Source organism: Aeromonas veronii bv. veronii, from assembly GCF_000820225.1.
GTDB classification, from domain to species: Bacteria; Pseudomonadota; Gammaproteobacteria; order Enterobacterales; family Aeromonadaceae; genus Aeromonas; species Aeromonas veronii.
On sequence record NZ_CDDK01000028.1, the window covers coordinates 124,749 to 150,008 of the forward strand.

A 25,260-nucleotide genomic window follows, 5' to 3' on the forward strand; every position below is an offset into this window, starting at 1 on the left:
TCAGACTCCTTTAGCTTGCGCGGCTGAGCGGTTGGCAAACGCCAGATAGAGCTGCTCGATGCGCGGACGCATCATGTGCTCAAGGGCGCCACAGAACAGGATCACCAGACCCTGCAACACCACTACGATGTTGCGGTCGACACCGAACTCGAAGCTGAGCTCGGCGCCCCCCTGATAGAGGAAACCGAACAGCAGGCTGGCGATGATGACACCGACCGGGTGGTTGCGCCCCATCAGCGCCACCGCGATACCGGTGAAGCCGAACCCTTCCACGAAGTTGAGCTTGATCTGGTGCAACTCACCCTGCAGTACGTTGAGGGCAAAGAAGCCCGACAGAATGCCGGAGATGACCATGGCCAGGATCACTACCTTGGGATAGGAGATACCGGCGTAGGCGGAGGCACTTTGGCTGGCGCCGACCGAACGGATCTCGTAACCCCAGCGGGTGTGCCAGATAAAGACCCACACCAGCGCCGCACAGATCAGCGCCCAGAAGAAGCTGATATTGAGCGGACTGTTGGGGATCTCCATCCCGAACAGGTTGGCCAGCCCGCTCATCTTGGGCAGCCAGCTTGCTTCGGCAAACACCTTGCTCTCGGTCGCCATCGAGCCGGGCGGCTTGAACACCTCCACCAGCAGATAGGCCATCAGCGAGGCGGCGATGAAGTTGAACATGATGGTGGTGATCACGATGTGACTACCGCGCTTGGCTTGCAGCCAAGCCGGAATAAAGGCCCAGGCCGCACCGAACAGACCACCGGCAATGATGGAGAGCGGCAACAGCAGGGCAAACGGCAGCACATCGCCGAGCATCAGACAGACCAGACCCACACCGAGACCGCCGATATAGGCCTGACCTTCACCACCGATGTTGAACAGACCGGCGTGGAAGGCGACCGCCACCGACAGACCGGTAAAGATAAAGCCGGTTGCGTAGTAGAGGGTGAAGCCGACCCCTTCACCTGTGCCGAACGCGCCGTACCACATGATCTTGGCGGCATCGACCGGGTTGATGTCGAGGTAGTAGAACAGAATGGCCGACACCAGGAAGGCCAGCAGGATGTTGACCGCAGACAAGACGCCTACGGAGACCCAGGCAGGAATACGTACTTGGCTCATCAGTGGGCCTCCTTGGCAACGTCATCGGGAACGATATTCGCCATCATCAGACCAATGGTGCGCTCATCCGCCTTGGCACCATCCAGCTCGCCGACGATGCGACCATCGGCAATCACCAGAATCCGGTCTGCAAGGCTCATGATCTCGTCCAGCTCCACCGAGACCAGCAAGACGGCCTTGCCCTTGTCACGCATGGCGATGATCTGCTGGTGGATATACTCGATGGCGCCGATGTCGACCCCGCGGGTCGGCTGGCCGATCAACAGCACATCCGGGTCCTGCTCCACTTCACGGGCGATCACCAGCTTCTGCTGGTTGCCACCGGAGAAGTTGGCGGTCTTGTGATCGGGATGGGGCGGGCGCACATCCCACTTCTCCATCTTGGCCTGACAATCCTGCTGGATCGCCTCCTTGTTCTGCAGCCAACCCTTGTTGTATTGCGGGCGGCGGTGATAACCGAGAATGAAGGCCTCTTTCGCCTCGAAGCGGTTGATCAACCCCATCTTGTGGCGATCTTCCGGCACATGGCCGAGGCCGTAGTTGCGCACCAGTTCGGGATCGGCCGGGTGCTCAGCGCTCACTTTGTGCACGCCGCTGCGGCTGCTGATGGTGAAGCTGCCCTTGCTCGGCTTGAGAATGCCGCCAAGCAGACTGAGCAGTTCGGACTGGCCGTTGCCGGAGACCCCGGCGATGCCGACCACTTCACCGGCCCGCACCTCGAAGCTGACCGATTTGACCCGCTCCACCTTGCTGGCGTCGAAGTAGCTGAGCCCTTCGATCTTCAACTTGGCTTCACCGGGCTGGGTTGGCCCCTTGTCGACCTTGAGGCGTACCTTGCGGCCCACCATCAGCTCGGCCAGCTGCTCCTTGTCGGTATCCTTGGTGGCGACGTGTGCCACCATCTCGCCACGGCGCATGATGGAGACCTGATCGGTAATGGCCAGGATCTCCCGCAGCTTGTGGGTGATAAGGATGATGGTCGCCCCCTGATCCCGCAGCTTTTTCAGCACCTCGAACAGGTGATCCGCCTCTTGCGGGGTCAGTACCCCGGTCGGCTCGTCGAGGATCAGGATGCGGGCGCCGCGATAGAGCGCCTTGAGAATTTCGACCCGCTGTTGCAAGCCAACCGGCAGATCTTCAACCTTCTCGTGCAGCGGCACGTCGAGGCCATAATCCCGCGCCAGTTCGCCAAGCAACTTTTCGGCTGACGCCACGCTCTGCTGAAGGTGCCAGCCGTTCTCAGCGCCGAGGATGACGTTTTCCAATACGGTGAAGTTGTTGACCAGCATGAAGTGCTGGTGAACCATGCCCACCCCTGCGGCAATCGCATCTTGTGAGCCATGGGGTTTGAAAGGATTCCCGTCGATCAGCATCTCGCCTTTGTCGGCATGGTAGAAACCATAAATGATGCTCATCAGGGTGGACTTACCGGCGCCATTTTCGCCGACAATGCCGTGGATACTGCCTTTGCGAACCTTAAGGTCGATCAGCTTGTTGGCGTACACTTCGCCGAACCGCTTATCGATACCTCTTAATTCGATGGCATAGCGATCTGTCTGGTCCATGATGCAGCCCTGCGTTTCATGAAATAAGACTAAAAACCGGCCCGTGCGGGCCGGTGGTGCGTTGAGAGTCGTAGCAGCTATCTAATTAGTATTTGCAGGTGTTATCGCTCATATAGTCATGAACCTTGACCTTGCCAGCGATGATTTCAGCCTTGATGGCATCCACCTTGGCTTTCATTTCCGGGGTGATCAGCTTCTCGTTGTCCTTGTCGAGTGCCCAATCCACACCGCCTTCGGCCAGACCCAGGTTCTTGATACCCGGCTTCCACTCGCCTTTGGCAGCGTCATCCCAAGTCTGGTAAGCGGCCAGACCCACAGACTTGACCATGGAGGTCAGCATGGTGCCCGGTTGCAGGTGGTTCTGGTTGGAATCCACACCGATGGCGAACTTGCCGCTGTCCTTGGCTGCCTGATAGACACCGATACCGGTACCGCCAGCTGCGGCGTAAACCACGTCAGCGCCTTTGGCGAACTGGGACTTGGCCAGCTCGGCACCTTTGGCCGGGTCAGCAAACGCGGCCGGGGTAGAGCCCGCCATGTTCTGGAACACTTCGATCTTCGGATTGACGAACTTGGCACCCTGCTCGTAACCGCACTGGAATTTGCGGATCAGCGGGATATCCATGCCGCCCACGAAGCCGACCTTGCCGCTCTTGGAAGCGATGGCAGCCAGCGCGCCCACCAGGAAGGAACCTTCATGCTCCTTGAAGATGACGGACTGGACGTTCGGCTTGTCGACCACCATGTCGATGATGGTGAACTGGGTTTTCGGGAACTCGGTCGCAACCTTCTCTACCGCAGAACCCATGTTGAAACCGACCGCCACGATCGGGCCGTTGCCACGGCTGGCCAGACGACGCAGACCCTGCTCGCGCTGGGCTTCGTTCTGGGGTTCAAACTCTTTGACCTTGACGCCCTTGTCCTTGTTGTAGAGCTCGACGCCGTTACGGAACACGGCTTCGTTGAATGATTTGTCATACTTGCCCGCTGTGTCATAAATGACGGCTGGCTCGGAAGCAGCCTGAGCAGAGAGAGCAGCGAGAGTGAGGGAGGCCACGGTGGCCAGCTTGAGCACTTTAGTCACGATCGTATCCTTGATTGTTATTAAGTGAGGGAACTTGCTTGCCTGTCAGAGCAGGCTATCTAGCACGCAGGCTTACTCTAAGTCAGCCCCGATGCGGGTCAAGCAAATGATAAGGGAAAAACGTTTGCGTTAACGGTTTGAATTCTAAGCAAATAACCTTATAAGCAGTTGTTTTTTAGCTACTTTTCAGTTTTTTATGCTAACAACCAAAAGACCCAAACGACATTTCTCTTATTGTTCAGCAAGTTACTGTAAACCGTTTTCCCCTGTTATTCATCCAGCCCCCCGGCAAGCCCGTGATCCGGCTCGCAAAATCCCCACAAACCGCGCGAGCAAGAGTTGGCTACAGCTGGGAACCTCAGCCCCCTCTTCTTTCTGTGCTAGCCAAAATTGGCCGCATCGGCGCCCCCGCAAGCGCCCATCTCGCCCCTCCCCCCCGAGTTTGGATTTGGTCTGGCAGGGGGATGGCCGTATAATCCCCGCCTGTATAAATAAACAGGAGTGGTGATGGACGTTTCAACCCTGCTCGACGGGCTCAACGACAAGCAAAGAGATGCCGTTGCGGCGCCCCGCAGCAACCTGCTGGTGCTGGCCGGTGCCGGTTCGGGCAAGACCCGGGTGCTGGTGCACCGTATCGCCTGGCTGATGCAGGTGGAACGCTGTTCACCCTTCTCCATCATCGCGGTCACCTTTACCAACAAGGCGGCGGCCGAGATGCGCGGCCGGGTCGAGAAGGTGATCGGCGACGGCGTGCGCGGCATGTGGATCGGCACCTTCCACGGCATCGCCCACCGTTTGCTGCGGGCCCACCATCTGGATGCGGGGCTGCCGCAGGATTTCCAGATCCTCGACTCCGATGACCAGTACCGGCTGATCCGCCGGGTGCTCAAGGCGCTCAACCTCGACGAGAAGCACTGGGCCCCGCGCGCCGTGATGGGCTACATCAACGGCAAGAAAGATGAGGGCTTGCGCCCCGGCGACATCGACCTCTACGGCGACCCCGTCACCCGCACCTATCAGCAGATCTACGAGACCTATCAGGAGACCTGCGATCGCTCCGGTCTGGTGGACTTTGCCGAGCTGCTGCTGCGCGCCCACGAGCTGTGGCTCAACAAGCCGCACATCCTCGAGCACTACCGCGACCGCTTCCAGAACATCCTGGTGGACGAGTTTCAGGATACCAACGGCATCCAGTACGCCTGGCTGCGAATGCTGGCGGGCAACAGCGGCAAGGTGATGATCGTCGGCGACGATGACCAGTCCATCTACGGCTGGCGCGGCGCCAAGATCGAGAACATCCAGCGCTTCCTGACCGACTATCAGGGCGCCGAGACCATCCGCCTCGAACAGAACTACCGCTCCACCGCCAATATCCTCAAAGCCGCCAACAGCGTCATCGCCAACAACGCCGAGCGCCTTGGCAAGGAGCTGTGGACCGAAGGGGCCGAGGGCGAGCCGATTTCGCTCTACGCCGCCTTCAACGAGGTGGACGAAGCGCGCTTCGTGGTCGGCCGTCTCAAGGATTGGAAGGAAAAGGGCGGCCTCCTGGCCGACTGCGCCATCCTCTATCGCTCCAACGCCCAGTCGCGGGTGCTGGAAGAGGCGCTGATGCAGGACGCCATGCCGTATCGCATCTACGGCGGCCTGCGCTTCTTCGAGCGCCAGGAAATCAAAGACGCCATGGCCTACCTGCGCCTTATCAACAATCGCGGCGACGACGCCAGCTTCGAGCGGGTGGTCAACACCCCGACCCGCGGCATCGGCGATCGCACCCTCGAGATCCTGCGCGGCAACGCCCGCGATCAGGGGCTCAACCTGTGGCAATCGGCCAAGGCGCTGCTCAACGACAAGGTGCTGACCGGTCGCGCCGGCAACGCGGTGCGCGGCTTTGTGGATCTCATCGACGCGCTGGAGGAACAGGTCTCCCTGCTGCCGCTGCACCAGCAGGCGGATATCGCCATCCAGAACTCCGGCCTCAAGGCGATGTATCTGGCGGAAAAGGGCGAGAAATCCCAGGCACGGGTAGAGAACCTGGACGAACTGGTCACCGCCTGCCGCCAGTACCAGCGCCCGGACGAGCTGGAAGATATGAGCGATCTCTCCGCCTTCCTCGCCCACGCGGCGCTGGAGTCCGGCGAGAATCAGGCGGACGAATATGCCGATGCGGTGCAGCTGATGACATTGCACAGCGCCAAGGGGCTGGAGTTCCCGCTGGTGCTGCTGGTCGGCGTCGAAGAAGGGATGTTCCCCAGCCAGCAATCGACCGAGGAGTCGGGCCGGCTGGAGGAGGAGCGCCGCCTCTGTTACGTCGGCATGACCCGCGCCATGGAGAAGCTCTACATCTGTTATGCCGAGAGCCGCCGCATCTACGGCCGCGAGATGTTCCACAAGCCGAGCCGCTTTATCCGCGAGATGCCCGCCGAGTGTCTGGAAGAGATCCGGCTGCGCACCCAGGTGAGCCGCCCCACCCAGTACGGCCGCTTTAGCCAGAACGAGGTGCAGCAGAGCTTCGACGCCAGCGGCATCAAGCTCGGCCAGCGGGTGCTCCATCCGAAATTCGGGGAAGGGGTGGTACTCAACTTCGAAGGGGTCGGCCAGCAGAGCCGGGTGCAGATCCAGTTCGACGACGTCGGCGCCAAGTGGCTGGTGACGGCGTATGCCAGACTGGAAGCGCTTTGATTTTTCCTGCCTTTTGATGCAACCAACCCGGCTTAGGCCGGGTTGGTTTTTATATCCGTTATCGCGACATATTAATCACGCGATCGTCCGAATACGCTTCGCTATTCGAACCTACGGGCAACCGGCAAGGAATACTAATCCCATTGACCATCATTATCCAGATCACGATCTGTACCACCTCGGTTGTAATCCCATTGACCATCGTTATCGAGGTCACGATCAGTGCCACCTGAAGATTGATCCCACTGACCATCATTATCTAGGTCTCGATCTGAGCCACCTGAAGATTGATCCCACTGACCATCATTATCTAGGTCTCGATCTGTACCACCCGCTAATTGATCCCATTGCCCATCGTTGTCTAAATCTCGATCCGTGCCGCCACGGTTATAATCCCATTGGCCGTCATTATCTAAGTCCCTATCATTTGCATAAGAAAAGCTAGTGCAAAATGAAAGCAATAATATAGTAACCATAAATATCTTCATTAGGATGATCCTCAAGTGTATTAGGATAGCCGTGGATTCAGCACCGAAGTACAACGCCAGTTCAATCATCAGGCCGCATTCAGTAACTCCTCAAAAACGACCTGCGGCCGTCTAAATCTTAGAAGGAAATCTGGAGAAATCTGGGACACCCACCTTCCTGAGCAAGTCATTGCTCGGCACACATAACACCTATGACAGGAACTCGTTCTAAAACCGAGGTGACAAAGAGGCTAAGTAGCGCGCTGACTCGAAAAAACCTTTGCTCAGGAAACAACCAGCGCGATCCTGGAGGTGAGCCTGTTGCACCTTGGCAACACTGCGGCGCAGCAGGTCGATCTGCTCCACCAGCAACCGGTTGTTGCGCCGCTCCAGCAGGTTGACGGTGAAGAACCAGGTTCCTCCGGGCCACCATGCCCGCCGCCAATTGGCCATCCCTTTCCCCTCATCGAGACCGAAAAGCCAAGCATAGCCTTGCCTCACATCGATCGGCTTGCGGACCGTGATGGTGCGGATGTTCCATTGCGCGATCGTCCGATTACGCTTCGCTAATCGAACCTACAAGGCGACTCAAAGCGGCTTGCAGCGATTCGTTAGACGAGTGGGCAAAACAGGTAGGAGGAAATCAGAAACCCGGCCGCCAGATGGGCTCGGCGGTCGGGTGAATTGTAAAGAGTAGGGTGACAGGGAAAGGGATCAGCCTAGTCTAATCAACTCGATGGGGGCGTAGCGCTCACCGGAGTTTGCCAGCAGCACACACTTCTCATGCTCCGCCTGATAGGGGGTCATATTGTCGGTGTGGGCCTCTTTCAGAAAGTCGACTGCGCCGGTGGCGGCAATCATCACGCGCTGACCCAGGTTCAGCACATTGCGGTTACGGTCATAGATCTTCATCTCATTCTCCTTTTCTTGTGTCCTGGCGAATGCGCAGGCGTCTGTCCAGGACAACGGCATTCAGCCTACGCCCCTGAAAAAAGGTGATTTATGTCACAGATCAAAAAAGGGGCGATAAGGGACTCGCAGGCTCAAAAAGCGAGCAGAACCCCTTGGCCAGCGGTTGTCGCGCGAAGTAGCGCCGCCCTGCCCTTTTTGTCTCCACGGGCTCGAACCCGGCAGCGGTTGGGGTATATTGGTGGTCGATTAGCCAGTCTCATTCACCGTGGCCGCGCACGCGGGACGCTGTTTCAACAAGATGGAGAGTGCTCATGAATCGCGATATCACCGTCCAGTTCATCAAGATGCTGACCAACCTCGACCACTGTCTGGCCAAGGCCGAAGCCCACGCCGCGGCGAAGCAGTTCAACGTGGAGAACTTCTTCGGCGAGCGGCTGATCGTCGATATGCTGCCGCTGTCCAAGCAGGTGCTGATCTGCTGCGATTCGGCCCGCGCCGTGGTCGCCACCGCCAGCCACAGCGAGCTGCCGGTGCTGGGGGATGACCCCAAAACCATGGCGGACCTGCGCGCCCATCTCGGCAAGACCATCAGCTATCTGCAAGGCAAGCTGGACGCAGACTACAGCCAGTATGCCAGCGGCCGTTACGTGCCCCACTGGGCGGGCGGCAAGGGGATGGATGGCCATACCTGCGTCCATGAGTACGGCATTCCCAACTTTTACTTCCACCTCACCATGGCCTACGCCCTGCTGCGCCGCGCCGGGGTCGATCTCGGCAAGCGCGACTATCTGGGCGGGCTCAATATGCAATAAGCGCCGCTCGCCACAGGCGACAAACAGATAGCAAAAGCCTGCCACGCGGCAGGCTTTTTTATATCGGGTGGTGCAGGGCTGGTGCGCAGAAAGGCTGCGCCCTAGAAGGGGCCGTTGCTCTCGCGCAGCTTGTCGGGCAGGCCGTCGTGATCCCCCAGCTCACGCTCGGGTACGTCATCCCAGCGCAGCTTGCCGAGGGTTATATTGCGCTCAGGATGCACGGCGTAGTGGATGCGGTTGTCCTCCCGATCCGTGTTACCGATGCAGAGCAGCCGGACAGTCTCTTCGGTGTTGTTGATAAAGGCGTGGGCCAGCCCGTCACCGGCCTTGAAACCGACCGAGTCCCCCGGTTGCAGCCGATAGAGCACGCCATCGAGCCAGACATCCGGCGTCCCTTCCAGCACGTGAACAAACTCATCTTCGGTCTTTTCGGCATGGGGCCAGCTGGTGCGATGGCCGGGTTCGACTATCTCGTGGTGAATGCCGATGCGGCTAAAGCCGAAGTGCTTGCCGAGGGCGCAGCCGCGAGAAAGGGGCTCCTGACTGCCGGAGTAGTAGCGCGGCGTCTGCTCTTGCAGCTCGCGCCAGTGTTTGATGCAGGGGTGGCGATTCATAGCGGTTCCTTTTCCATGAGGATGCAGTCACGGGAAGGGTCATCCTAACTGCCAAAATGTGGGGGAGAAAAGCAGAAATCGGTCGGCCCACTTCGCAGCAGATGGTGAAAAGGCGGACTCGGCCACGGGTCGATTCCCCATTCGGCAAGGGCTGCACGGCCATGCCAGCGGCAGCGGTGCGGACAAAAATAGGGAGCCGCTGGCTCCCTCACTCGATCTGTCTGCACCGGTTTTCTGAGGCTGATTTTCCGCTCTTATTTCCCCAGATTGTCCGCCAGCTGTTTGGCGCGGCTGGCCGCCCACTGGTCGATCATCTTCTCCATCTCCCCGGCGGTGATGGGCGAATCCTTGTGGGTGGTATCCGGAGTCTCGCGGGCATCCATCACCCGCACCAGCAGCTTGCCGCTCCGGGAGTCGAGCAGCTGGGCCATGCTGCCCACCTTGAGCAGATAAGGCTCCTTGCCGATCACTTCGCGGGTGACGTTGATGGCGATCTTGGCCGGCAGCAGGTCACGCAGCTTGGGGTCGGGGCGGGTCAGGTCGAAGTTGGTGACAGCGGCCTGGATCCGCATCACTTTCGGGCCGGGGGCGGTGGCGATCTTTACGCCCTGCTTGATCAGCTCGCTCTGGAACTTGTCGTGGTAGTAGCGGCCAATCTGGTTCTGTTCATTGGCGGTCAGCAGATACCACTGACCGTTCTCCTGACGAATAAACTGCAGCGGATCGAGCAGCACCTCATTGTATTGGCGCAGATCAACACCCGGCTCCTTGTAGACGCGCTGATTGGGGTTGCTCTCGCTCTGCTGGAAGGCTGTCAGCGGGATCGCCTGCAAGCTGTGGGATACCTGATTCTTGACGGCGCAGCCACCCAGCAGGGCCGCAGCCACGGCAACCATCACGACCTTTTTCATATTTGCTCCTGCATTTTACTGTTTGTTTTTGCGGTGGATTTCGCACCACATGGCTGGATAACCCGTGCCGGATGCCGCCAATGTCACAGAGAAATAACCTATTCATCACCTTCCCACAAGGGACAGCTCAGGATTGTTCAGCTCACATCCAAGTTGTCACAATTGAGGCACTTTTGTACAGGGTCAGCCAGGGTATGAACGGCAATCTGGCGAGGGTTCGGTTGTTTAATCCGGCTAAATGGGATTGCGGAAAGCGCGCAGTTTTTTCAAACGATGGGGGCCAACGAGCGGCGTGAGTTGAACGGGGAAATGCCCTGGAACGGGCGATGACCGATCATCAGCCATCTTGCGCAAACTTGCCTGCCGCCGGAGAAGCGGCAGGCTCATTCATCAGTTATCGAGATCCCAGGGGCACTGCTTGACCAGCCCCTCTTTGCCGCTGGCGACGATCGCCTGCTGCACCATCCGTTTGTAGCGATTCTTGATATGGGCGGGCAACGCGGGCACCAGCAGTCGCTCGTCAAACTCCGGCAGCGGGCGATCCGGCAGCACCGCCTGCTCCTGCGGGCTGAGGGGTGGCCGGGAGGCAATATTGCTGGCCGAAATGGTGGGCGTGCCCACCAGCATCTGGCGTTGCAGCGGCGCGCTCAGCAGAAAATCCACCAGCAGGTAGGCGGCCTTGAGCCGTGCAGGATCATCCCCGACATGGCGAGCGATGGAGATCGCATCGAGGGCATAGATGGCCCCCTCCTGCACCATGGCGATCCGCCACTGCTGATCGTTCTGCTTGTTGCACTCCACCAGCTCCAGCCCCCAGGTGGTGGCAAAGGTCTGCTGGCGCAGATCCTCGCAGCGGTTGGCCTGATTGAACCAGAAGCCGCGACTGGCTCGCAGCCGCTGCGAGAGCTGCTGCTCCACCTCTTGCTGCAAGGTCTTGTCGGCCAGCATCTCGCCGCTGGCAAACAGGGCGGGCGACTTGCCAAGGGAGAGCAGCACCGAAAAGAGCAGCGGCTCGAACTGGTCGCAGAACTCGGCAAACTGGCCCGACGGCGAGCTGTTGGCGAGCACCTGCCAACTGGTGGGCGCTTGCGGCACCTGCTTGCTGTCATAAGCGAGGCTGAACATGGCGTAGGAGAAGGGCACCGAGTAGTTGCGCTCCCCCTGCTTGTCATACTCGGTGTTCTTGAGGGCGGGCTTCACCTCGGGGTAGTGCTGCAGGCGGCTGAAATCGATGGGGAGCAGCAGCTTGAACAGCGGCTGGTGATGGGCCTTGTAGAAGTAGCTGGTCGGCAGCACCACATCGGCGCTGCGGGTGCGCAGGGCGCGGTAGACGCTGTCGAAATCGGTCAGCAGCGGCTCTATCCGGCTGACCGTCGCCTCCACCCCATGGGCTTTGGCGTAGTCGGAAAACTGTTGTTCATAACCCGCAGGCAGATAGCCCCACTCCAGCAATTTGAGCTGAACCGGGGCCGCCAGCGCCGGGGTCATCCCCAACAACCAGCAAAGAGGCAGTAGACGCATGGCCGGGTACTCCTGACAGGTAAACCTTGTTGGAGTATAGGCCCATGCGCCCACTCGTCAGGCCACCAGCTCGGCCCCCATGCTCACCAGAATGGAGAGGCTGACCACCGCAAACAGCACGCCGGTCACCAGATTGAGTGGCCGCTGCACCCGCAGCAGCAGGCGCTGGGCACGATCGGTGGAGAGGCTCCACGCCAGCAGCCCGAACCAGCAGAGGGAGATGATGAAGAGCTCGCCCACCAGCAGGCTGCGGGTCATCCCATCCACCTCTGGCGTCACCATGGCGGCCAACAGACCGATAAAGAACACCAGCGCCTTGGGGTTGAGCAGATTGGTGGCAAGGCCAGTGCGCACGCCCCTGCCCCAGCCGCGCAGCTCGTTGGCGGCACTGGCCATCACGGGACTGCTCTGCTGCCGAGCCGCCATCAGGGCCCCCCACCCCAACCAGCCCAGATAGAGGGCGCCGCAGCACTTGATCACCATAAACAGCAGCGGATGGCTCGCAATCAGCATGCTGATCCCGGTCAGGCTCAGGGTGGCGTGCACCATGATCGCCAGCGAGATGCCCAGCGCCGCGCCAAGGGCAGTCGGCCGGTGCAGGCTGGTGCGCAGGATCAGGGCGAAATCGGGGCCGGGGCTGGCCAGTGCAATCAGGTGCATCAGGCCGAGGGTAACGAACAGACTGGTCAGCATAACAACTCTCGCTTTAACGACGGAGAGCCAGCATGGCGGATCAGCGGGGGGCGTGGCTTGTAAAAGATTGCATCTGGGCACGAAATTCGGCGGGCGTCAGACCGAATGCCTGGCGAAAGCCGTGGTGGAAGTGACTCTGATCGAAGAAGCCGACCGCCAACGCCACCTCGCTCACCGCCATGCCGCTCGCCAGCAGCCGCTTGCCCTGCTCCAGCCGCAGCCGTTTCAGCCAGGCGTAGGGGGTCATGCCGCTGCGCTTCTTGAACTGGCGCAGGAAGGCGAAACGGTCGAGCCCGAGCAGCCCCGCCAGCTCTTCCAGCGAGTGGGGCTCGTCGAGGGCGGCCATCAGGTAGTCGCGCAGGAATCGCAACTGGGGATCCGCCAACTGGTGTACCTCGGGGGCCAGATGCAGCAGCTCCCCCAGCAGGGCGAGCAGCTGGCTCTCGATCAGCAGGCCATCAGCCTTGGGGTTGTCGAGATAGCCGTGTAGCTGGGCAAAGCCCTGATAGAGGTCGGGGCGGCTCTGCAATCCCTTGTCGAAGAAGGGTTCCGGCTGCTCCGGCAGCCAGAGCGCCAGCTGCTGCGGATCGATGGCGAAGACCCGTACCTCGTACCCTTCCGGCAACAGGCTGAGGCCGTCGTGCACCTCATCCGGGTTGACGGTAGAGAGCACCCCGCGCACCAGATGGTGGCTGTTCCCCTTGTGGATAAACTTCTGGCCACCCCGCTGCACCAGCCCGATATGGTAGTCGAGATGGACATGGCGGCCGTAGCTGAACGCCCTGTGGTGGGAGTGTGACAGCTCGACCCCCGGCAGGTGCGGGGATTGCCAGTAGCGGATGAGGGAATCGGTGGTATTCATGGGTTATAGATACACCAGAAACGGGCCTTGGGCTTGTAGATTATTGCACGCAAGCCCCTCTCAACGCCCCCACAGCCGCGGGGTTGGCTCCACCAGAGAGGCGAGCGGCACCCGTTCCACCATCTGACGCATATGTTGCACCAGCTCGGAATTGCCATCCCCCAACGACTTGTTCAGCACGATATGCACCTGCAGCGGGGTGACCGGCAGATAGATGAGGCGGGTCGCCGCAGGAAGTTTGGCGCGAAAATGGTTGGCGGAAATATCGTTGGAGAAGAGCGCGGCATCAATCCGTCCGCGCAGCAACTTCTGCATGTTGCCATGCTCCCAGCTGAGCTGGGAGAGGGTGTCGATATGGATCTGCGGATGCTGCAACAGCGGCGGCACGATCGCCTGACTCGACCAGCCGATGGTGGTGCCGAAGAGATCTTCTTGCCGTTCGACCGAGTGAAGCCGCGATGGCACCAGTACCACCAACACCGGCCGCAGCAGCAACAGGTGGGGGTCTATATAGCGGAAGTGACGAGCACGCTCGGGACTGTAACTCAGCAGCGGGGTCAGATCGCACTCGCCGCTCTCGAGGTTGCTGAGCAGCCGCGCCACATTGAGCCCCTGCCACTCGATGGTGCGCCCGATCGCGGGTTCGATATGACGGCGAAAGTAGTCGATCACCGGCCCGGAGACCTCGCCCTGCTGATCGATGGTGACCAGCGGCGCCAGCTGGAAGACGCATCCTAGCAGTGGCGCGTTGATCGCCACGGCCTGGCTGATGGTCATAAGAGGGAGAAGAAGTGCCGATAGCAGTAATAACAAACGCATAGCCGAACGAGAGATGCCCATAGGTGCCGACCCGATGCCCTGATAGCCATCAGCATGGCACAAGGCAAATGAGCGGGCTATCCGCTCATGCCGCGCTTCGACCTCTTGTGCCACCTACACCCATGACCAATGGGCCCCCGTTTTATTGCGGTGAAAATCAATAATTCCGCTGCTTTGATGGATTTGGGTCTCTTGAGATATAGTGCGGCCCCATTCATCAAACCGGCGGGTGAGCGCCCCGCCGGACAGGTAAATTCATGAGACTGTTTTTGCTGTTGTTGTCGTTGTTTGCTGCGACTGTAAGTTCTGATGAAAAGCCGCGCCTGCCCTATTACGACTGGGGTCGCTGCCCGTTTGAAGGTTGTACCTATAAGACATGGACCACCAAGCAAGAGGTGATCGTCAGAGCCGAGCCATCCCTGACGGCCAAAGCGCTGTTCCGGCTACCCCGCGGCCAGCAGGTGGAAGGGCTGACCGGGGTCGTCATTACCGAACAACCGGGGATCGTCGAAATACTCAGATCGGTCAAGCTGGGCTACAGCAAGGAGGGAAAAGGGCCGCTGTTGAATATGAAGGCAGGGGAAACGCTTTATATCCTCGGCGGACTGGGCGAAGGCAACAGCCTGTTCTGGTACAAGGGCAAAACCTACATTCTCGATTATGACTATGCGCGCAAAGAGCTCAGATACGGCCGGTCACCGCAGAACCAGTGGTGGGTAAAAATTCGGGACAAGCAGGGGCGTGAGGGTTGGGTTGCCGAAGCCAAAAACTTCGCCCATATGGACCGTTTCGAATAGTGACAGCCAGCCCACCGAGATCGGGGAGCTGGCCGTGGATGACTCACTGCTTGGGTTGCAGCTTCATCTCTTGCAAATACTCCAGCACCTGGGTTTTGTAGTCCGCCTGATAGGAGAACTTGGTGCTGTCGCACGCCGCGATCAGGTTCACAGCGGTACAGAACAGGGTGGCCGCCAGCAGCCCCTTGCCAACCCACAGCGGATAACGACGGCTCCAACGCACCAGCAACAGTAGGATCGGGAACAGGGCGTAGGGGAAGATCAGCATCAGGTGCCAATAGTTGAAGATGATGGGCGAGAGCGCCGCACTCACCAGCACCGCCAGCACCGCCGCCAGCGCATAGAGACCGAGCCAGCTTTCACCATCCACTGGCGCGCGGTCGCTACGCAACAGACGCGGCTTGAGCTCACGCCACAGCTGCCAGTTGGCCTTGGCCGCCAGCAGCACAGTCGCCGAGCCTACCCCGTAAATCACCACCCGCCACAGCCAGACTGCCGCCATCTGCAGATATTCGTGCCCCGCCAGCCAGATGAACTGGGTATCGTTGACCAGCTTGCTGGCAAACAGCCAGGAGCCGTAACGCAGCCAGTAGAGCACTGATTTCAGCACCGGATAGACGTGCACCAGCCCCCAGCCGATATAGCGCTGGCGCGCCTCGGGATCGACGTTCTGGGTAATATGACTGTTGCTCATCACTTCCATCGCGTAGGGGATCAGGGAAGCACCGATCAGCAGGGTAGCCACCACCACCCCGCTCCAGCTCACCTTGAGAATACGGCGCCAGAACAGATAGGTGGACATTACCGCCAGCAGCGGCCAGGAGTAGTGCAGTTGCATCGCCATGCCGATGGCCAGCAGGTGAACGATCATGTGCCAGAAGGAGGCCCGCTCGCGCATATGCCAGGCCGACCAGCAGTGCATGGCCGAGAAGAGGAACAGATAGGAGGGGTTGTAGAGCAGACTCTCGTACTGGAACCAGGGGTTGAGCCAGCAGAGCACCAGAAACAGCAGACGCACCCTGTCATCAAACACCTGACGGATCACCGCATCAAACAGCAGGAATCCGACCAACCGCATCGCCAGCAGCAACACCATGGGGGCATAGGGAGAATCCCACAGCAGCAGCGGCCCGCCAATCAGCCAGGCCGACAAACTCCCCGGCACATTGCCCACCGCGCTCGCCGCATTGCCATAACTGAGCCAGACCCCCTCATAGGCCCCCAAGTAACCCTTGTAGAGCATCTGGGTCTGATCGCCGGTGAGGAGTTGGTGGCATAAGAACAATGCGCTACAAAATAGACCTAATAATACCCCCCCCCCCCATAAAACTCCGTGACTTGATTTTGAATTATAATTATTTCTTAACACGGACATCTCCAACACGCTTATTAAAACCACTTAAAATGGATATATAACCCACCAAGTTTTCCATGTCTATAATACTAACACAGCTATCTTGCCATGCCATTTACCAACCTAGTTACCACATTAACATACGTTCCTCTGGTGATGCCTCATAGAATTCCCCAGCTTTGCCGAGCAGATCATAAAAAAAAGTACTCTCCAGCGGCCCCTGAACCTGACACAACGTATCAGTTCTTTTAAAATAAACTTGAACTTAATGACTGATGCGCTAAGCCAAGAATAATTCTTGCTTAAAAAATAAAATAACGATATGTAAAATTCTTTTTCTATATTAATATTTCTTGTCGTACTTCCACCACCAAGATGCACTATTTTAGAAGATGGTACATAACTCACCTTCATATTCTCACGCTGCAACCTCAAACAAATATCCTCTTCTTCACAATATAAGAAATAGTTGCTATCGAAGCCGCCAACTTTAAAGTAATCACTTTTTCTAAAACACATTGCAGCCCCAGAACCCATCTCAACATAAATAGGCTCACAGTACTCTTTCTTACGATCAGGAAATCTACGCCCTTTAATAGCACAATATACTTTATCACCAAAAATAGAATTTATTATTCCTGGTAGATAAGCAAATGATGCCGTTCGTCTACCATCAACTTCATAAATAGACGGAATCGAAAGAGACACTTGATTATTTTTTTCCATGTAGGAAACCAACTCTTTCAGAGCGTTTTTTTCTACTGTTGTATCATTATTTAAAAATAAAATATAGTCACCAACAGCATTATTTGCGCCAATAACATTCCCCATAGCGAAACCATGATTTATTTTATTCTTTATGAGCCGAATATGATTGCAATTTATTTTATTTAAGCCTGCTGCTAACAGTTCAACGTCTGCAGATAATGAACTATTATCAACAACAATAATTTCAAAATCTTGATAATCACTTTGCAACAGGCTCTCAATACATTTAATAGTGTATATTGATGAGTTGTAGTTCAATAAAACTATTGAAATCATATCTCCCCCAAGTAAAAGACTTTCCAGCTTGTTACACTTCTTCTTTATTTGTTTCATTTAGTGAAGTAATTAATAATGAAAAACACACAAAGAAAAATACAATCCCAGAATTATGGCTAATAAATGCTTGGGAAAGACTGTAATCTATGAGTGTTAGCGATGCCACAGCCATTAAAATATACTTCATCGATAAACTTTTTTTATACTTATAAAAAACTGATATCGGATAAAAATATACTAAACAAAGTGCAAACAATCCAATTATGCCACGTTTCGCCATCTCATCCAAAAACTGATTGTGAGCATGATAGTTGAAGTTATATATAAACTCAGAAATTTTACCCTGCTCTAACTGTTGCTTGTGTATCTGCCGAATACCATTATTACCCCAGCCAAATATTGGCTTTTTTTGAAAAGCATCCCAAGCACTTGACCACAATTGAAATCTAATACCTAAAGATGTATCCGGATTCTCACCATCAATGAACTGAACTATATCACTTTTTGCTGTTTTAATTCTGTCTAACACTCCGGTCTGAGGAGTTGAAATAATACCAAAACCACCAATAACAATGCATGTAAACACCCATAAAAAATAACGACGACCTGATCTTTGATAATGCATAACTATTGTGGTGATAATGACCGGAAGCAGCACCCATCCTCCTCTAGTGCCAGATAGAAAACTCCCCAACATCCCCATCAGACATGCCGCAAGCATAATTTTAGAAAAAACGTACTCATTATTTTCTCTATGCCAAAAATATGCACACAGACAAAACAGACCGAGTGTCATACTTATATTTCCTGATTGAATAGGCATTCCATCACCAAATGCACGCTCCATGCCAATATATATCTTGTCATATATTGCAATGAAACCGGATATGACAGCACCCAAAGCGAATCCGGACATGATGGAAACGAGGTGCACTCGATGTTTGGATAATAACGGTAAAATTATGGCCGCCATTAAGGCTCTACTGGGTCGGTCTAGCTCTTTGAGTGCACCATTATCCAAGGAAATCGATATGGCCTGAACCATAAAATAAAAAATAAATATCCAGAAAAGGATCTTCGCCTCTCGTGACATGGCTAACCAATAATCAGCTCGCCAAAAAACAAACAGGCTCATTATTGATAATAAAACTGGACCATATGAATAACCACTAGGAATAGCCAAGCAAAGAGCACCAAAAAAAAATGCTGATGTTTGTACTAAGTTATGAGTCAGATGGCTGCGAAAAGGCATGATCAGTGGTGAGCAGATGGCCATTCATTACTTCCTGAATACATAATTCCCGCGAATCTTGCGCCACAATCCGAACACATCGGTACGGGGGAAGATGGCAATCCGGCGGATCTGGAAAGGGTCCTGGTGCATTGCTTTGGGGCCGCTATTGGTAGCAACGGCAAAACGATACCCGGCGGTGATAGCCTGTTCCTTGGCACTCTCGTTCATATCTCCGTAAGGATAGGCGAACGAGAGCAGCGGATGGCCAAGCAGGGCCTCCAGTTGGCGTTTATTCTCCTGAATTTCATGGGCTTGCTGTTCGGGTGTGAGCTTGCTCAAGCGGGGGTGAGTCAGGGTATGACCCCCAATCTCCACATGACCGCTAGCGGCCAGCGCCTTGACCTGCTCACCACTCATCAATGAAACCTTGGTGTCCGGATTGGTCGGATGCTCCACATCCCAACGGTTATAGCCTTCACCGGTGACCACGTACACCACGGCTTTATAACCATATTTTTCCAGCAGCGGCAGCATGCGGGTCAGGTTGTCCTGATAGCCATCATCGGCGGTGATCATCAGGTACTTCTTGCCGTATTGCAGACGGTGGATAAAGCCTTTGTCCGCCAAATCGCGGAAAGTCAGGGTTTCGTAGCCGAGCCACTTCATCAGTCGCAGATGCTTCTCGAACATGGTGATCGGCATCCAGGTGCCATGCACCCCTTTCTCGCTATCCTGTTCGATAAAGCGGTGGTACATGATGACGGGCATCTCGCGGCGCAGGGTTTCGACTACGGCATCCTGATAGATGGTTTCGAGGCCGGATACTACCCCCTGCAAGCCATACTCATCCTGAATGCGTTGGCGAATGACTTCCGGCACCGTCTTGCTGGCCAGGGCGGGCTCGATTTCTCCCTCCAGAGCAGCAAAATCGATAGCTAGATCCTTGGGACCGATATCGCCAAAATTACTCGCCAGAGCATCATCCAGATTCTGTTCGGTCACCAGACCAATGGCCCTGGCTTCACCAATGGCAAAGGCGGGCCGACCGCAGAGCAGTGCTTCCATCGCTACCCGACCGGCGCCGATCACCAGATCGCAACTCGCCAGCAGAGCGGGCACATCATCGACATAACCAACAAACTCGGCACGGCCTTCGAAACGGGCAAAGCGCTCCGGTACCTTGGTACCGCTGACAATCCGCACCTTGCAGGCATCCAGATCGAGTACCTCGTCGAGCAGACGGTAACAGAGCTCCCCTTTGGGGCCGCTCAAACGGCCAATGATGGCGATCACCGGCTTTGGATTATCCGGCGCAGGTACAGGCTGGAATTTGTCGGTTTCGATACCGTTGCGCAGCACCTGCACGATCGCGGGATCGACCCCCAGATTGTCGACAATCTGATGGGCAATATCCTCACAAACGGCAACCGCCCTAAGCCCAAGGGCATGGAACGCTTTGCGCGAAGCGTGCACCGGCTGGCGACCATGCACCGTGGTGATCATCGGGGTGCCAGTCAACTTGCAGGCCACATAACTGCTCCAGCCGGAGGCGCGGGAGTGAGCATGCACCAACTGAATATGATGCTTCTTGATGAGATAGATGAGGTAAAAGACGTGCCAGAAGCGGCGCAGAATGCTGCGCTTGTTGAATCTCAGCTTGAAGACGGGGCCAAGGGTCGGCTTGGTCAGGGTATCTGACACATAAAAGACGTGGTGACCACGCCGGGTCAGTTCGTTACCGACCGTGGTGGCATAGACCTCAGCTCCCGTTACCTCGAGCTGGGAGAGTGCCATCAATATATTCATCGCGCGGTTACCCGGTAGAGAAGAGAGGAACGGCAAGCAGCTACAGAGACCAGAAACCGGAAGCAGGCGAGGGCCCACTTCCGGTTTTGCGCTCAAACTGCCGCGTTGTGCTCACCCGTTAGCGGTTGAGCCAGGCCATGTAATCCGCTACCCCTTCGGCAACGGTTTTAAACTCGGCGTCATAACCCACGCTGCGCAGCTTGGTCATGTCAGCCTGGGTGAAGCTCTGGTAACGACCCTTGAGGTGATCCGGGAAAGGGATGTACTCGATAGCTCCCTTCTGATGATGCTTGATCACCGCTTCGGCCACGTTCTGGAACGGCTCGGCACGGCCGGTACCACAGTTGAAGATGCCGGAGTGCTGCGGGTTCTGCCAGAACCAGAGGTTTACCTTGCAGACGTCGTCGATATAGATGAAGTCACGCATCTGACCACCGTTCGGGAAGCCATCGCAACCTTCGAACAGCTTGGGATTCTCGCCCTTCTTCACCTGGGTATTGAGGTGGAAGGCGACGGAAGCCATGGAGCCTTTGTGCTGCTCGCGCGGGCCGTAGACGTTGAAGTACTTCAGACCGACAACCTGAGAGTTGATCTCCGGCATCCAGCGGCGCACGTACTGGTCAAACAGCTGCTTGGAGTAGCCGTAGACGTTGAGCGGCTGTTCGAACTTGGGATCTTCGATGAAGTTGTCGTTGCGGCCACCGTAGGTCGCGGCAGAAGAGGCGTAAATGAACGGGATTTCACGCTCGATGCAGTAGTGGAACAGATCCTTGGAGTACTCGTAGTTGACCTCCATGATGAACTTGCCGTTCCATTCGGTGGTGGCAGAGCAGGCGCCTTCGTGGAAGATCACCTCAATGCCGTTATCCCACTCTTCAAACTCGTCACCGGAGACGATGCGCGCCTGAAACTCGTCTTTGTCCATGTAGTCAGCGATGGTCAGATCGACCAGGTTGACGAACTTGGTGCCGTCGGTCAGGTCATCAATGACCACGATATCGGTCCGTCCTTGAGCGTTCAGCTGCTTGACCAGATTGCTGCCGATAAAGCCAGCACCGCCAGTTACTACGATCATGGAGTTTGCCTCTCGTACGTTGATGGCTACATGTGACTGCTTGTTAAAGCTGTGTATAGTGAGCCAATTTGAAATTGCCGAAAAGTTTATCACGGGCCGTCCGGGGATTCGACCTTGTTCAAAACTGCCCCGAGCGGAACCTGTTGGAGGAATGAGTGATGAAAACCAGAGACAGGATCATTCACAGCGCGACCGAGCTGTTCAACGATCAGGGTGAACGCAACATCACCACCAACCATATTGCGGCGCACATGGGCATCAGCCCGGGCAACCTCTACTACCACTTCCGCAATAAAGAAGACATCATCCACTCCATCTTCGACCAGTATGCCCGTCACCTGAGCGAGAGCTTCGTCCCGACCCGCAACCGTGAGATCACCCTGCAGGATCTGATGGGCTATCTCGATGCCATCTTCTATCTGATGTGGCAGTTCCGCTTCTTCTACGCCAATCTGCCGGACATCCTGAGCCGTGACGAGCCGCTGCAACAGAAGTACCTCAAGGCCCAGGAGCAGATGCGCTCCTCCGTGGTCGCGCTGCTCCGGAGCCTGCGCGAAGGGGGCATCATAGATGTCAGCGATGAAGACCTGCCGGATCTGGGCCAGACCATCAAGATGGTGGTGACCTGCTGGATCCCATTCCAGATTGCCCAGGCCCCCAACACCCGCATCACCAAACCTCTGCTCTATCAGGGCGTGTTGAAGGTGTTGTTCCTGCTGCGCCCCTATGTGCAACCCCAAGTGGCCGGACAAATCCAGCAGCTGGAACAGCACTACCGCCAGCTGGCCCAACCAGCTGGGTGAGATCTGTTTCACATTTGTTGAATATCAGCACAATCATTTGAATTTACCGCAACAGATTGCAGTAAAATGTCGCCCTCTGTTGATACGCAGCTGAAATAGCCACTAAGGATCGAGGATGTCTAACGGATTCTATCGTCACCTGACCGAGCAACTGAACCAGGTGCAAGCTGAAGGGTTGTACAAGCAGGAGCGCATCATCACCTCCGCCCAACAGGCCAGCATCGCCGTCGGCGGTGAGCAGGTACTGAACTTCTGTGCCAACAACTATCTGGGATTGGCCAACCACCCTGATCTGATCGCCGCCGCCCATCAGGGACTCGACAGCCACGGCTTCGGCATGGCCTCGGTACGCTTCATCTGCGGCACCCAGGATCAGCACAAAGCGCTGGAGCAGAAGATGTCTGCCTTCCTCGGCACCGAAGATACCATCCTCTACTCCTCCTGTTTCGACGCCAATGGCGGCCTGTTCGAGACCCTTTTCGGTGCCGAAGATGCCATCATCTCCGATGCCCTCAACCACGCCTCCATCATCGACGGCGTGCGGCTGTGCAAGGCCAAGCGCTATCGCTACGCCAACAACGACATGGCCGAGCTGGAAGCCCAGCTCAAGCAGGCTGACGCCGACGGCGCCCGCTTCAAGCTGATCGCTACCGACGGCGTCTTCTCCATGGATGGCGTCATCGCCGACCTCAAATCCATCTGCGATCTGGCAGACAAATACGATGCGCTGGTGATGGTGGATGACTCCCACGCCGTCGGCTTTATCGGCGAGAATGGTCGTGGCACCCACGAATATTGCGGCGTGATGGATCGGGTCGACATCATCACCGGCACTCTGGGCAAGGCGCTCGGCGGCGCATCCGGCGGCTATACCTCCGGCAAGAAAGAGGTGATCGACTGGCTGCGTCAGCGCTCCCGCCCGTACCTCTTCTCCAACTCGCTGGCCCCCTCCATCGTTGCCGCCACCATCAAGGTGATCGACATGCTGGCGGAAGGTCACGACCTGCGCGCACGTCTGAAAGAGAACAGCCGTTACTTCCGCGAGCGGATGAGTGCCGCTGGCTTCACTCTGGCTGGCGCCGACCACGCCATCATTCCGGTGATGCTGGGGGATGCCAAGCTAGCCTCCGAAATGGCGAGCCGCATGCTGGCAGCCGGCATCTATGTGGTGGGCTTCTCCTTCCCGGTCGTGCCCAAGGGCCAGGCGCGCATTCGCACCCAGATGTCTGCCGCTCACACCCGCGAGCAGCTGGACAAGGCGATCGACGCCTTCATCCGCATCGGCCGTGAACTCGGCGTTATCTGATTTGAATCAAGGGGCAGCAGCCCCTTTTTTCTGCATTCATATTGAAGGAACAGCCATGAAAGCACTCTCCAAACTGCACAAAGAGGTCGGCATCTGGATGACGGATGTGCCGGCCCCCGAGCTCGGCCACAACGACCTGCTGATCAAGATCCGCAAAACCGCCATCTGCGGCACCGATATCCATATCTACAACTGGGACGAGTGGTCCCAGAAGACCATTCCGGTACCCATGGTGGTCGGCCACGAATATGTCGGCGAAGTGGTCGCCATCGGTCAGGAAGTGCGCGGCTTCGCCATCGGCGATCGGGTCTCCGGCGAAGGCCATATCACCTGCGGCCACTGCCGCAACTGCCGTGCCGGGCGCACTCACCTCTGCCGCAACACCATTGGCGTTGGCGTCAACCGCCCGGGCGCCTTTGCCGAATATCTGGTGATCCCCGCATTCAACGCCTTCAAGCTGCCGGACAACATCCCGGACGAGCTGGCCGCTATCTTCGACCCGTTCGGCAATGCGGTGCACACCGCCCTCTCCTTCGATCTGGTGGGTGAAGATGTACTCATCACCGGGGCAGGCCCCATCGGCATCATGGCCGCCGCCGTCTGCCGCCATGTGGGTGCGCGCCACGTGGTGATCACCGACGTCAACGAATATCGACTGGAGCTGGCCCGCAAGATGGGCGCCACCCGCGCGGTCAACGTGGCCAAGGAGAAGCTGGCCGACGTGATGAGCGAGCTGGGCATGACCGAAGGGTTCGATGTGGGGCTGGAGATGTCAGGCGTCCCGAGCGCCTTCCAGGAGATGCTCGACAAGATGAACCACGGCGGCAAGATCGCCATGCTCGGCATTCCCCCCTCCACCATGGCCATCGACTGGAACAAGGTGATCTTCAAGGGGCTGTTTATCAAAGGGATCTATGGCCGCGAGATGTTCGAGACCTGGTACAAGATGGCCAGCCTGATCCAGTCCGGGCTGGATCTCTCCCCCATCATCACCCACAGATTCCACATCGACGAATTCCAGCAGGGGTTCGATGCGATGCGCTCCGGCCACTCCGGCAAGGTGATACTGAGCTGGGATAAATAGGCCGTTTCACCCCTTGGTTACTCGAAACCCGGCGAATGCCGGGTTTCTTTTTATCTCCACCACCCGAATTGCCGTGATATCGGCCAAAACTTTGCACGCAGAGTGTTTAACACTTCACACACAAGCGTTTAAATGGCTGTAACTATTCGGTTATAATCCCGTCGTTTACATGGATAATAAAAGACTGCTGGGAGTATATGAGCGTGTTGAAAAAACTGAGCTATTTGCTGGCTGTCGGGATGACGGCCGCCAGCTTGTCTGGGGCAGTGCTTGCTGCCGATGAGATATCACCGGAGGCCATTGCCGAGCGGATCAAACCAATCGGTCAGGTCTATACCGCCAAGGATCTGGAAGGTATTGCCGGCGCGAGTGCTGCACCGACTGCGGCCGCCTCTTCCGGTCCCCGCGATGGCGAAACGGTATACAAGGGCGCCTGCTTTGCCTGCCACGACACCGGCGCCGCTGGTGCCCCCAAACGGGGTGACAAGGCCGCCTGGGATCCTCGCATCGCCCAGGGCATTGATACTCTCAAGAAACATGCCATCGAAGGCTTTACCGGCAAGTCCGGCATGATGCCTCCGCGCGGCACCTGTGCGAACTGTAGTGATGAAGAGATTGAAAACGCCATCCACTACATGATCGACAAGCTGTAAGTATTTGAAAGGGCCGCAATTGCGGCCCTTTCAATCTATCGGCTTC

General features: G+C 56.9%; 24 protein-coding genes. 7 read left to right on the top strand and 17 right to left on the bottom strand.

Annotated elements, in window-relative coordinates; translation table 11 throughout:
• The 3 genes from BN1139_RS12065 to BN1139_RS12075 form a co-directional block, all read right to left on the bottom strand.
• Positions 1-1,119, bottom strand: a complete 1,119-nt coding sequence (locus BN1139_RS12065) for an ABC transporter permease (RefSeq protein ID WP_005355626.1) — start codon at positions 1,117-1,119, stop codon at positions 1-3.
• On the bottom strand, positions 1,119-2,684 hold the full coding sequence (locus tag BN1139_RS12070) for an ABC transporter ATP-binding protein (RefSeq protein WP_005355628.1): 1,566 nt from the start codon (positions 2,682-2,684) through the stop codon (positions 1,119-1,121). Before BN1139_RS12070 ends, BN1139_RS12065 begins: the two co-directional genes overlap by 1 nt.
• A gap of 85 nt (positions 2,685-2,769) precedes the next feature.
• On the bottom strand, positions 2,770-3,768 hold the full coding sequence (locus BN1139_RS12075) for a BMP family lipoprotein (protein ID WP_005340803.1): 999 nt from the start codon (positions 3,766-3,768) through the stop codon (positions 2,770-2,772).
• A gap of 507 nt (positions 3,769-4,275) precedes the next feature.
• On the opposite strand from BN1139_RS12075, the gene uvrD reads away from it, so the two are divergent.
• Positions 4,276-6,447, top strand: coding sequence for a DNA helicase II (uvrD, locus tag BN1139_RS12080; RefSeq protein WP_005355629.1), 2,172 nt, complete (start codon positions 4,276-4,278; stop codon positions 6,445-6,447).
• A 134-nt stretch (positions 6,448-6,581) separates the two neighbouring features.
• On the opposite strand, the gene BN1139_RS21020 is transcribed toward uvrD, so the two are convergent.
• From BN1139_RS21020 to ydfZ, 3 genes are all read right to left on the bottom strand, one after another.
• Entirely contained in the window at positions 6,582-6,935 is a 354-nt protein-coding gene (locus BN1139_RS21020; protein WP_178378294.1) for a hypothetical protein, read from the bottom strand.
• Between the two features lie 207 nt (positions 6,936-7,142).
• Positions 7,143-7,367, bottom strand: a complete 225-nt coding sequence (locus BN1139_RS12090; protein ID WP_005355633.1) for a hypothetical protein — start codon at positions 7,365-7,367, stop codon at positions 7,143-7,145.
• Positions 7,368-7,628: 261 nt separating this feature from the next.
• On the bottom strand, positions 7,629-7,826 hold the full coding sequence (gene ydfZ, locus BN1139_RS12095) for a putative selenium delivery protein YdfZ (protein ID WP_005342516.1): 198 nt from the start codon (positions 7,824-7,826) through the stop codon (positions 7,629-7,631).
• 311 nt (positions 7,827-8,137) lie between these two features.
• On the opposite strand from ydfZ, the gene BN1139_RS12100 reads away from it, so the two are divergent.
• Positions 8,138-8,638: a DUF1993 domain-containing protein gene (locus BN1139_RS12100; protein WP_005355634.1), complete on the top strand. Its 501-nt coding sequence runs from the start codon at positions 8,138-8,140 to the stop codon at positions 8,636-8,638.
• Positions 8,639-8,739: 101 nt separating this feature from the next.
• Here BN1139_RS12100 and BN1139_RS12105 read toward each other — a convergent pair whose 3' ends face one another.
• The 6 genes from BN1139_RS12105 to BN1139_RS12130 all read right to left on the bottom strand — a co-directional run bounded on the left by BN1139_RS12105 (position 8,740) and on the right by BN1139_RS12130 (position 14,016).
• Positions 8,740-9,252 (bottom strand): cupin domain-containing protein, encoded by a 513-nt coding sequence (locus tag BN1139_RS12105; RefSeq protein WP_005355635.1) that lies wholly within the window; start codon positions 9,250-9,252, stop codon positions 8,740-8,742.
• Positions 9,253-9,506: 254 nt separating this feature from the next.
• Entirely contained in the window at positions 9,507-10,163 is a 657-nt protein-coding gene (locus BN1139_RS12110; protein WP_005355636.1) for a DUF3313 domain-containing protein, read from the bottom strand.
• 390 nt (positions 10,164-10,553) lie between these two features.
• Positions 10,554-11,684 (bottom strand): ABC transporter substrate-binding protein, encoded by a 1,131-nt coding sequence (locus BN1139_RS12115; RefSeq protein ID WP_005355639.1) that lies wholly within the window; start codon positions 11,682-11,684, stop codon positions 10,554-10,556.
• Between the two features lie 57 nt (positions 11,685-11,741).
• Positions 11,742-12,377: a LysE family translocator gene (locus tag BN1139_RS12120; RefSeq protein ID WP_005355640.1), complete on the bottom strand. Its 636-nt coding sequence runs from the start codon at positions 12,375-12,377 to the stop codon at positions 11,742-11,744.
• A gap of 40 nt (positions 12,378-12,417) precedes the next feature.
• Positions 12,418-13,239, bottom strand: a complete 822-nt coding sequence (locus tag BN1139_RS12125; protein WP_005355642.1) for a helix-turn-helix transcriptional regulator — start codon at positions 13,237-13,239, stop codon at positions 12,418-12,420.
• Between the two features lie 60 nt (positions 13,240-13,299).
• Positions 13,300-14,016, bottom strand: coding sequence for a substrate-binding periplasmic protein (locus BN1139_RS12130; protein ID WP_005355644.1), 717 nt, complete (start codon positions 14,014-14,016; stop codon positions 13,300-13,302).
• A gap of 299 nt (positions 14,017-14,315) precedes the next feature.
• Between BN1139_RS12130 and BN1139_RS12135 the strand changes: the two genes are divergently transcribed.
• Entirely contained in the window at positions 14,316-14,855 is a 540-nt protein-coding gene (locus tag BN1139_RS12135) for a hypothetical protein (protein ID WP_005355646.1), read from the top strand.
• Between the two features lie 43 nt (positions 14,856-14,898).
• Here the strand turns inward: BN1139_RS12135 and BN1139_RS12140 are convergent, their stop codons facing one another.
• The 5 genes from BN1139_RS12140 to rfaD form a co-directional block, all read right to left on the bottom strand.
• Positions 14,899-16,098 carry a hypothetical protein gene (locus tag BN1139_RS12140; RefSeq protein ID WP_005355649.1) on the bottom strand — a complete coding sequence of 400 codons (1,200 nt, stop codon included), beginning with the start codon at positions 16,096-16,098 and terminating at the stop codon, positions 14,899-14,901.
• Positions 16,099-16,344: 246 nt separating this feature from the next.
• A complete protein-coding gene (locus BN1139_RS21025) occupies positions 16,345-17,310 on the bottom strand; it encodes a glycosyltransferase family 2 protein (protein WP_005355651.1) in 966 nt (321 codons plus the stop codon).
• The gene (locus tag BN1139_RS12150; protein WP_005355655.1) at positions 17,285-18,529 is read right to left on the bottom strand and encodes an O-antigen ligase family protein; all 1,245 of its coding nucleotides are present in this window, start codon (positions 18,527-18,529) and stop codon (positions 17,285-17,287) included. The genes BN1139_RS21025 and BN1139_RS12150 overlap by 26 nt, the downstream gene beginning before the upstream one ends.
• Before the next feature lie 3 nt (positions 18,530-18,532).
• A complete protein-coding gene (locus tag BN1139_RS12155) occupies positions 18,533-20,293 on the bottom strand; it encodes a bifunctional glycosyltransferase family 4 protein/polysaccharide deacetylase (protein WP_013723355.1) in 1,761 nt (586 codons plus the stop codon).
• Positions 20,294-20,411: 118 nt separating this feature from the next.
• Positions 20,412-21,368 (bottom strand): ADP-glyceromanno-heptose 6-epimerase, encoded by a 957-nt coding sequence (gene rfaD / locus BN1139_RS12160; RefSeq protein WP_005340846.1) that lies wholly within the window; start codon positions 21,366-21,368, stop codon positions 20,412-20,414.
• Positions 21,369-21,526: 158 nt separating this feature from the next.
• Here rfaD and BN1139_RS12165 point away from each other — a divergent pair, with 158 nt between their 5' ends.
• From BN1139_RS12165 to BN1139_RS12180, 4 genes are all read left to right on the top strand, one after another.
• A complete protein-coding gene (locus BN1139_RS12165) occupies positions 21,527-22,171 on the top strand; it encodes a TetR/AcrR family transcriptional regulator (protein ID WP_005340848.1) in 645 nt (214 codons plus the stop codon).
• Positions 22,172-22,286: 115 nt separating this feature from the next.
• Positions 22,287-23,477: a glycine C-acetyltransferase gene (locus tag BN1139_RS12170; protein ID WP_005342487.1), complete on the top strand. Its 1,191-nt coding sequence runs from the start codon at positions 22,287-22,289 to the stop codon at positions 23,475-23,477.
• Positions 23,478-23,532: 55 nt separating this feature from the next.
• Positions 23,533-24,561: an L-threonine 3-dehydrogenase gene (gene tdh / locus BN1139_RS12175; protein WP_005340852.1), complete on the top strand. Its 1,029-nt coding sequence runs from the start codon at positions 23,533-23,535 to the stop codon at positions 24,559-24,561.
• 197 nt (positions 24,562-24,758) lie between these two features.
• Positions 24,759-25,214: a c-type cytochrome gene (locus BN1139_RS12180; protein WP_013723354.1), complete on the top strand. Its 456-nt coding sequence runs from the start codon at positions 24,759-24,761 to the stop codon at positions 25,212-25,214.
• Positions 25,215-25,260 lie beyond the last annotated feature (46 nt).

Coding starts and splice junctions, on each gene's coding strand:
- BN1139_RS12065 (WP_005355626.1), bottom strand. CDS start 1,119: ATGAGCCAAGTACGTATTCCTGCCTGGGTCTCCGTAGGCGTCTTGTCT.
- BN1139_RS12070 (WP_005355628.1), bottom strand. CDS start 2,684: ATGGACCAGACAGATCGCTATGCCATCGAATTAAGAGGTATCGATAAG.
- uvrD (WP_005355629.1), top strand. CDS start 4,276: ATGGACGTTTCAACCCTGCTCGACGGGCTCAACGACAAGCAAAGAGAT.
- BN1139_RS21020 (WP_178378294.1), bottom strand. CDS start 6,935: ATGAAGATATTTATGGTTACTATATTATTGCTTTCATTTTGCACTAGC.
- BN1139_RS12090 (WP_005355633.1), bottom strand. CDS start 7,367: ATGGCCAATTGGCGGCGGGCATGGTGGCCCGGAGGAACCTGGTTCTTC.
- ydfZ (WP_005342516.1), bottom strand. CDS start 7,826: ATGAAGATCTATGACCGTAACCGCAATGTGCTGAACCTGGGTCAGCGC.
- BN1139_RS12100 (WP_005355634.1), top strand. CDS start 8,138: ATGAATCGCGATATCACCGTCCAGTTCATCAAGATGCTGACCAACCTC.
- BN1139_RS12105 (WP_005355635.1), bottom strand. CDS start 9,252: ATGAATCGCCACCCCTGCATCAAACACTGGCGCGAGCTGCAAGAGCAG.
- BN1139_RS12110 (WP_005355636.1), bottom strand. CDS start 10,163: ATGAAAAAGGTCGTGATGGTTGCCGTGGCTGCGGCCCTGCTGGGTGGC.
- BN1139_RS12115 (WP_005355639.1), bottom strand. CDS start 11,684: ATGCGTCTACTGCCTCTTTGCTGGTTGTTGGGGATGACCCCGGCGCTG.
- BN1139_RS12120 (WP_005355640.1), bottom strand. CDS start 12,377: ATGCTGACCAGTCTGTTCGTTACCCTCGGCCTGATGCACCTGATTGCA.
- BN1139_RS12125 (WP_005355642.1), bottom strand. CDS start 13,239: ATGAATACCACCGATTCCCTCATCCGCTACTGGCAATCCCCGCACCTG.
- BN1139_RS12130 (WP_005355644.1), bottom strand. CDS start 14,016: ATGACCATCAGCCAGGCCGTGGCGATCAACGCGCCACTGCTAGGATGC.
- BN1139_RS12135 (WP_005355646.1), top strand. CDS start 14,316: ATGAGACTGTTTTTGCTGTTGTTGTCGTTGTTTGCTGCGACTGTAAGT.
- BN1139_RS12140 (WP_005355649.1), bottom strand. CDS start 16,098: ATGCTCTACAAGGGTTACTTGGGGGCCTATGAGGGGGTCTGGCTCAGT.
- BN1139_RS21025 (WP_005355651.1), bottom strand. CDS start 17,310: ATGAAACAAATAAAGAAGAAGTGTAACAAGCTGGAAAGTCTTTTACTT.
- BN1139_RS12150 (WP_005355655.1), bottom strand. CDS start 18,529: ATGGCCATCTGCTCACCACTGATCATGCCTTTTCGCAGCCATCTGACT.
- BN1139_RS12155 (WP_013723355.1), bottom strand. CDS start 20,293: ATGAATATATTGATGGCACTCTCCCAGCTCGAGGTAACGGGAGCTGAG.
- rfaD (WP_005340846.1), bottom strand. CDS start 21,368: ATGATCGTAGTAACTGGCGGTGCTGGCTTTATCGGCAGCAATCTGGTC.
- BN1139_RS12165 (WP_005340848.1), top strand. CDS start 21,527: ATGAAAACCAGAGACAGGATCATTCACAGCGCGACCGAGCTGTTCAAC.
- BN1139_RS12170 (WP_005342487.1), top strand. CDS start 22,287: ATGTCTAACGGATTCTATCGTCACCTGACCGAGCAACTGAACCAGGTG.
- tdh (WP_005340852.1), top strand. CDS start 23,533: ATGAAAGCACTCTCCAAACTGCACAAAGAGGTCGGCATCTGGATGACG.
- BN1139_RS12180 (WP_013723354.1), top strand. CDS start 24,759: ATGAGCGTGTTGAAAAAACTGAGCTATTTGCTGGCTGTCGGGATGACG.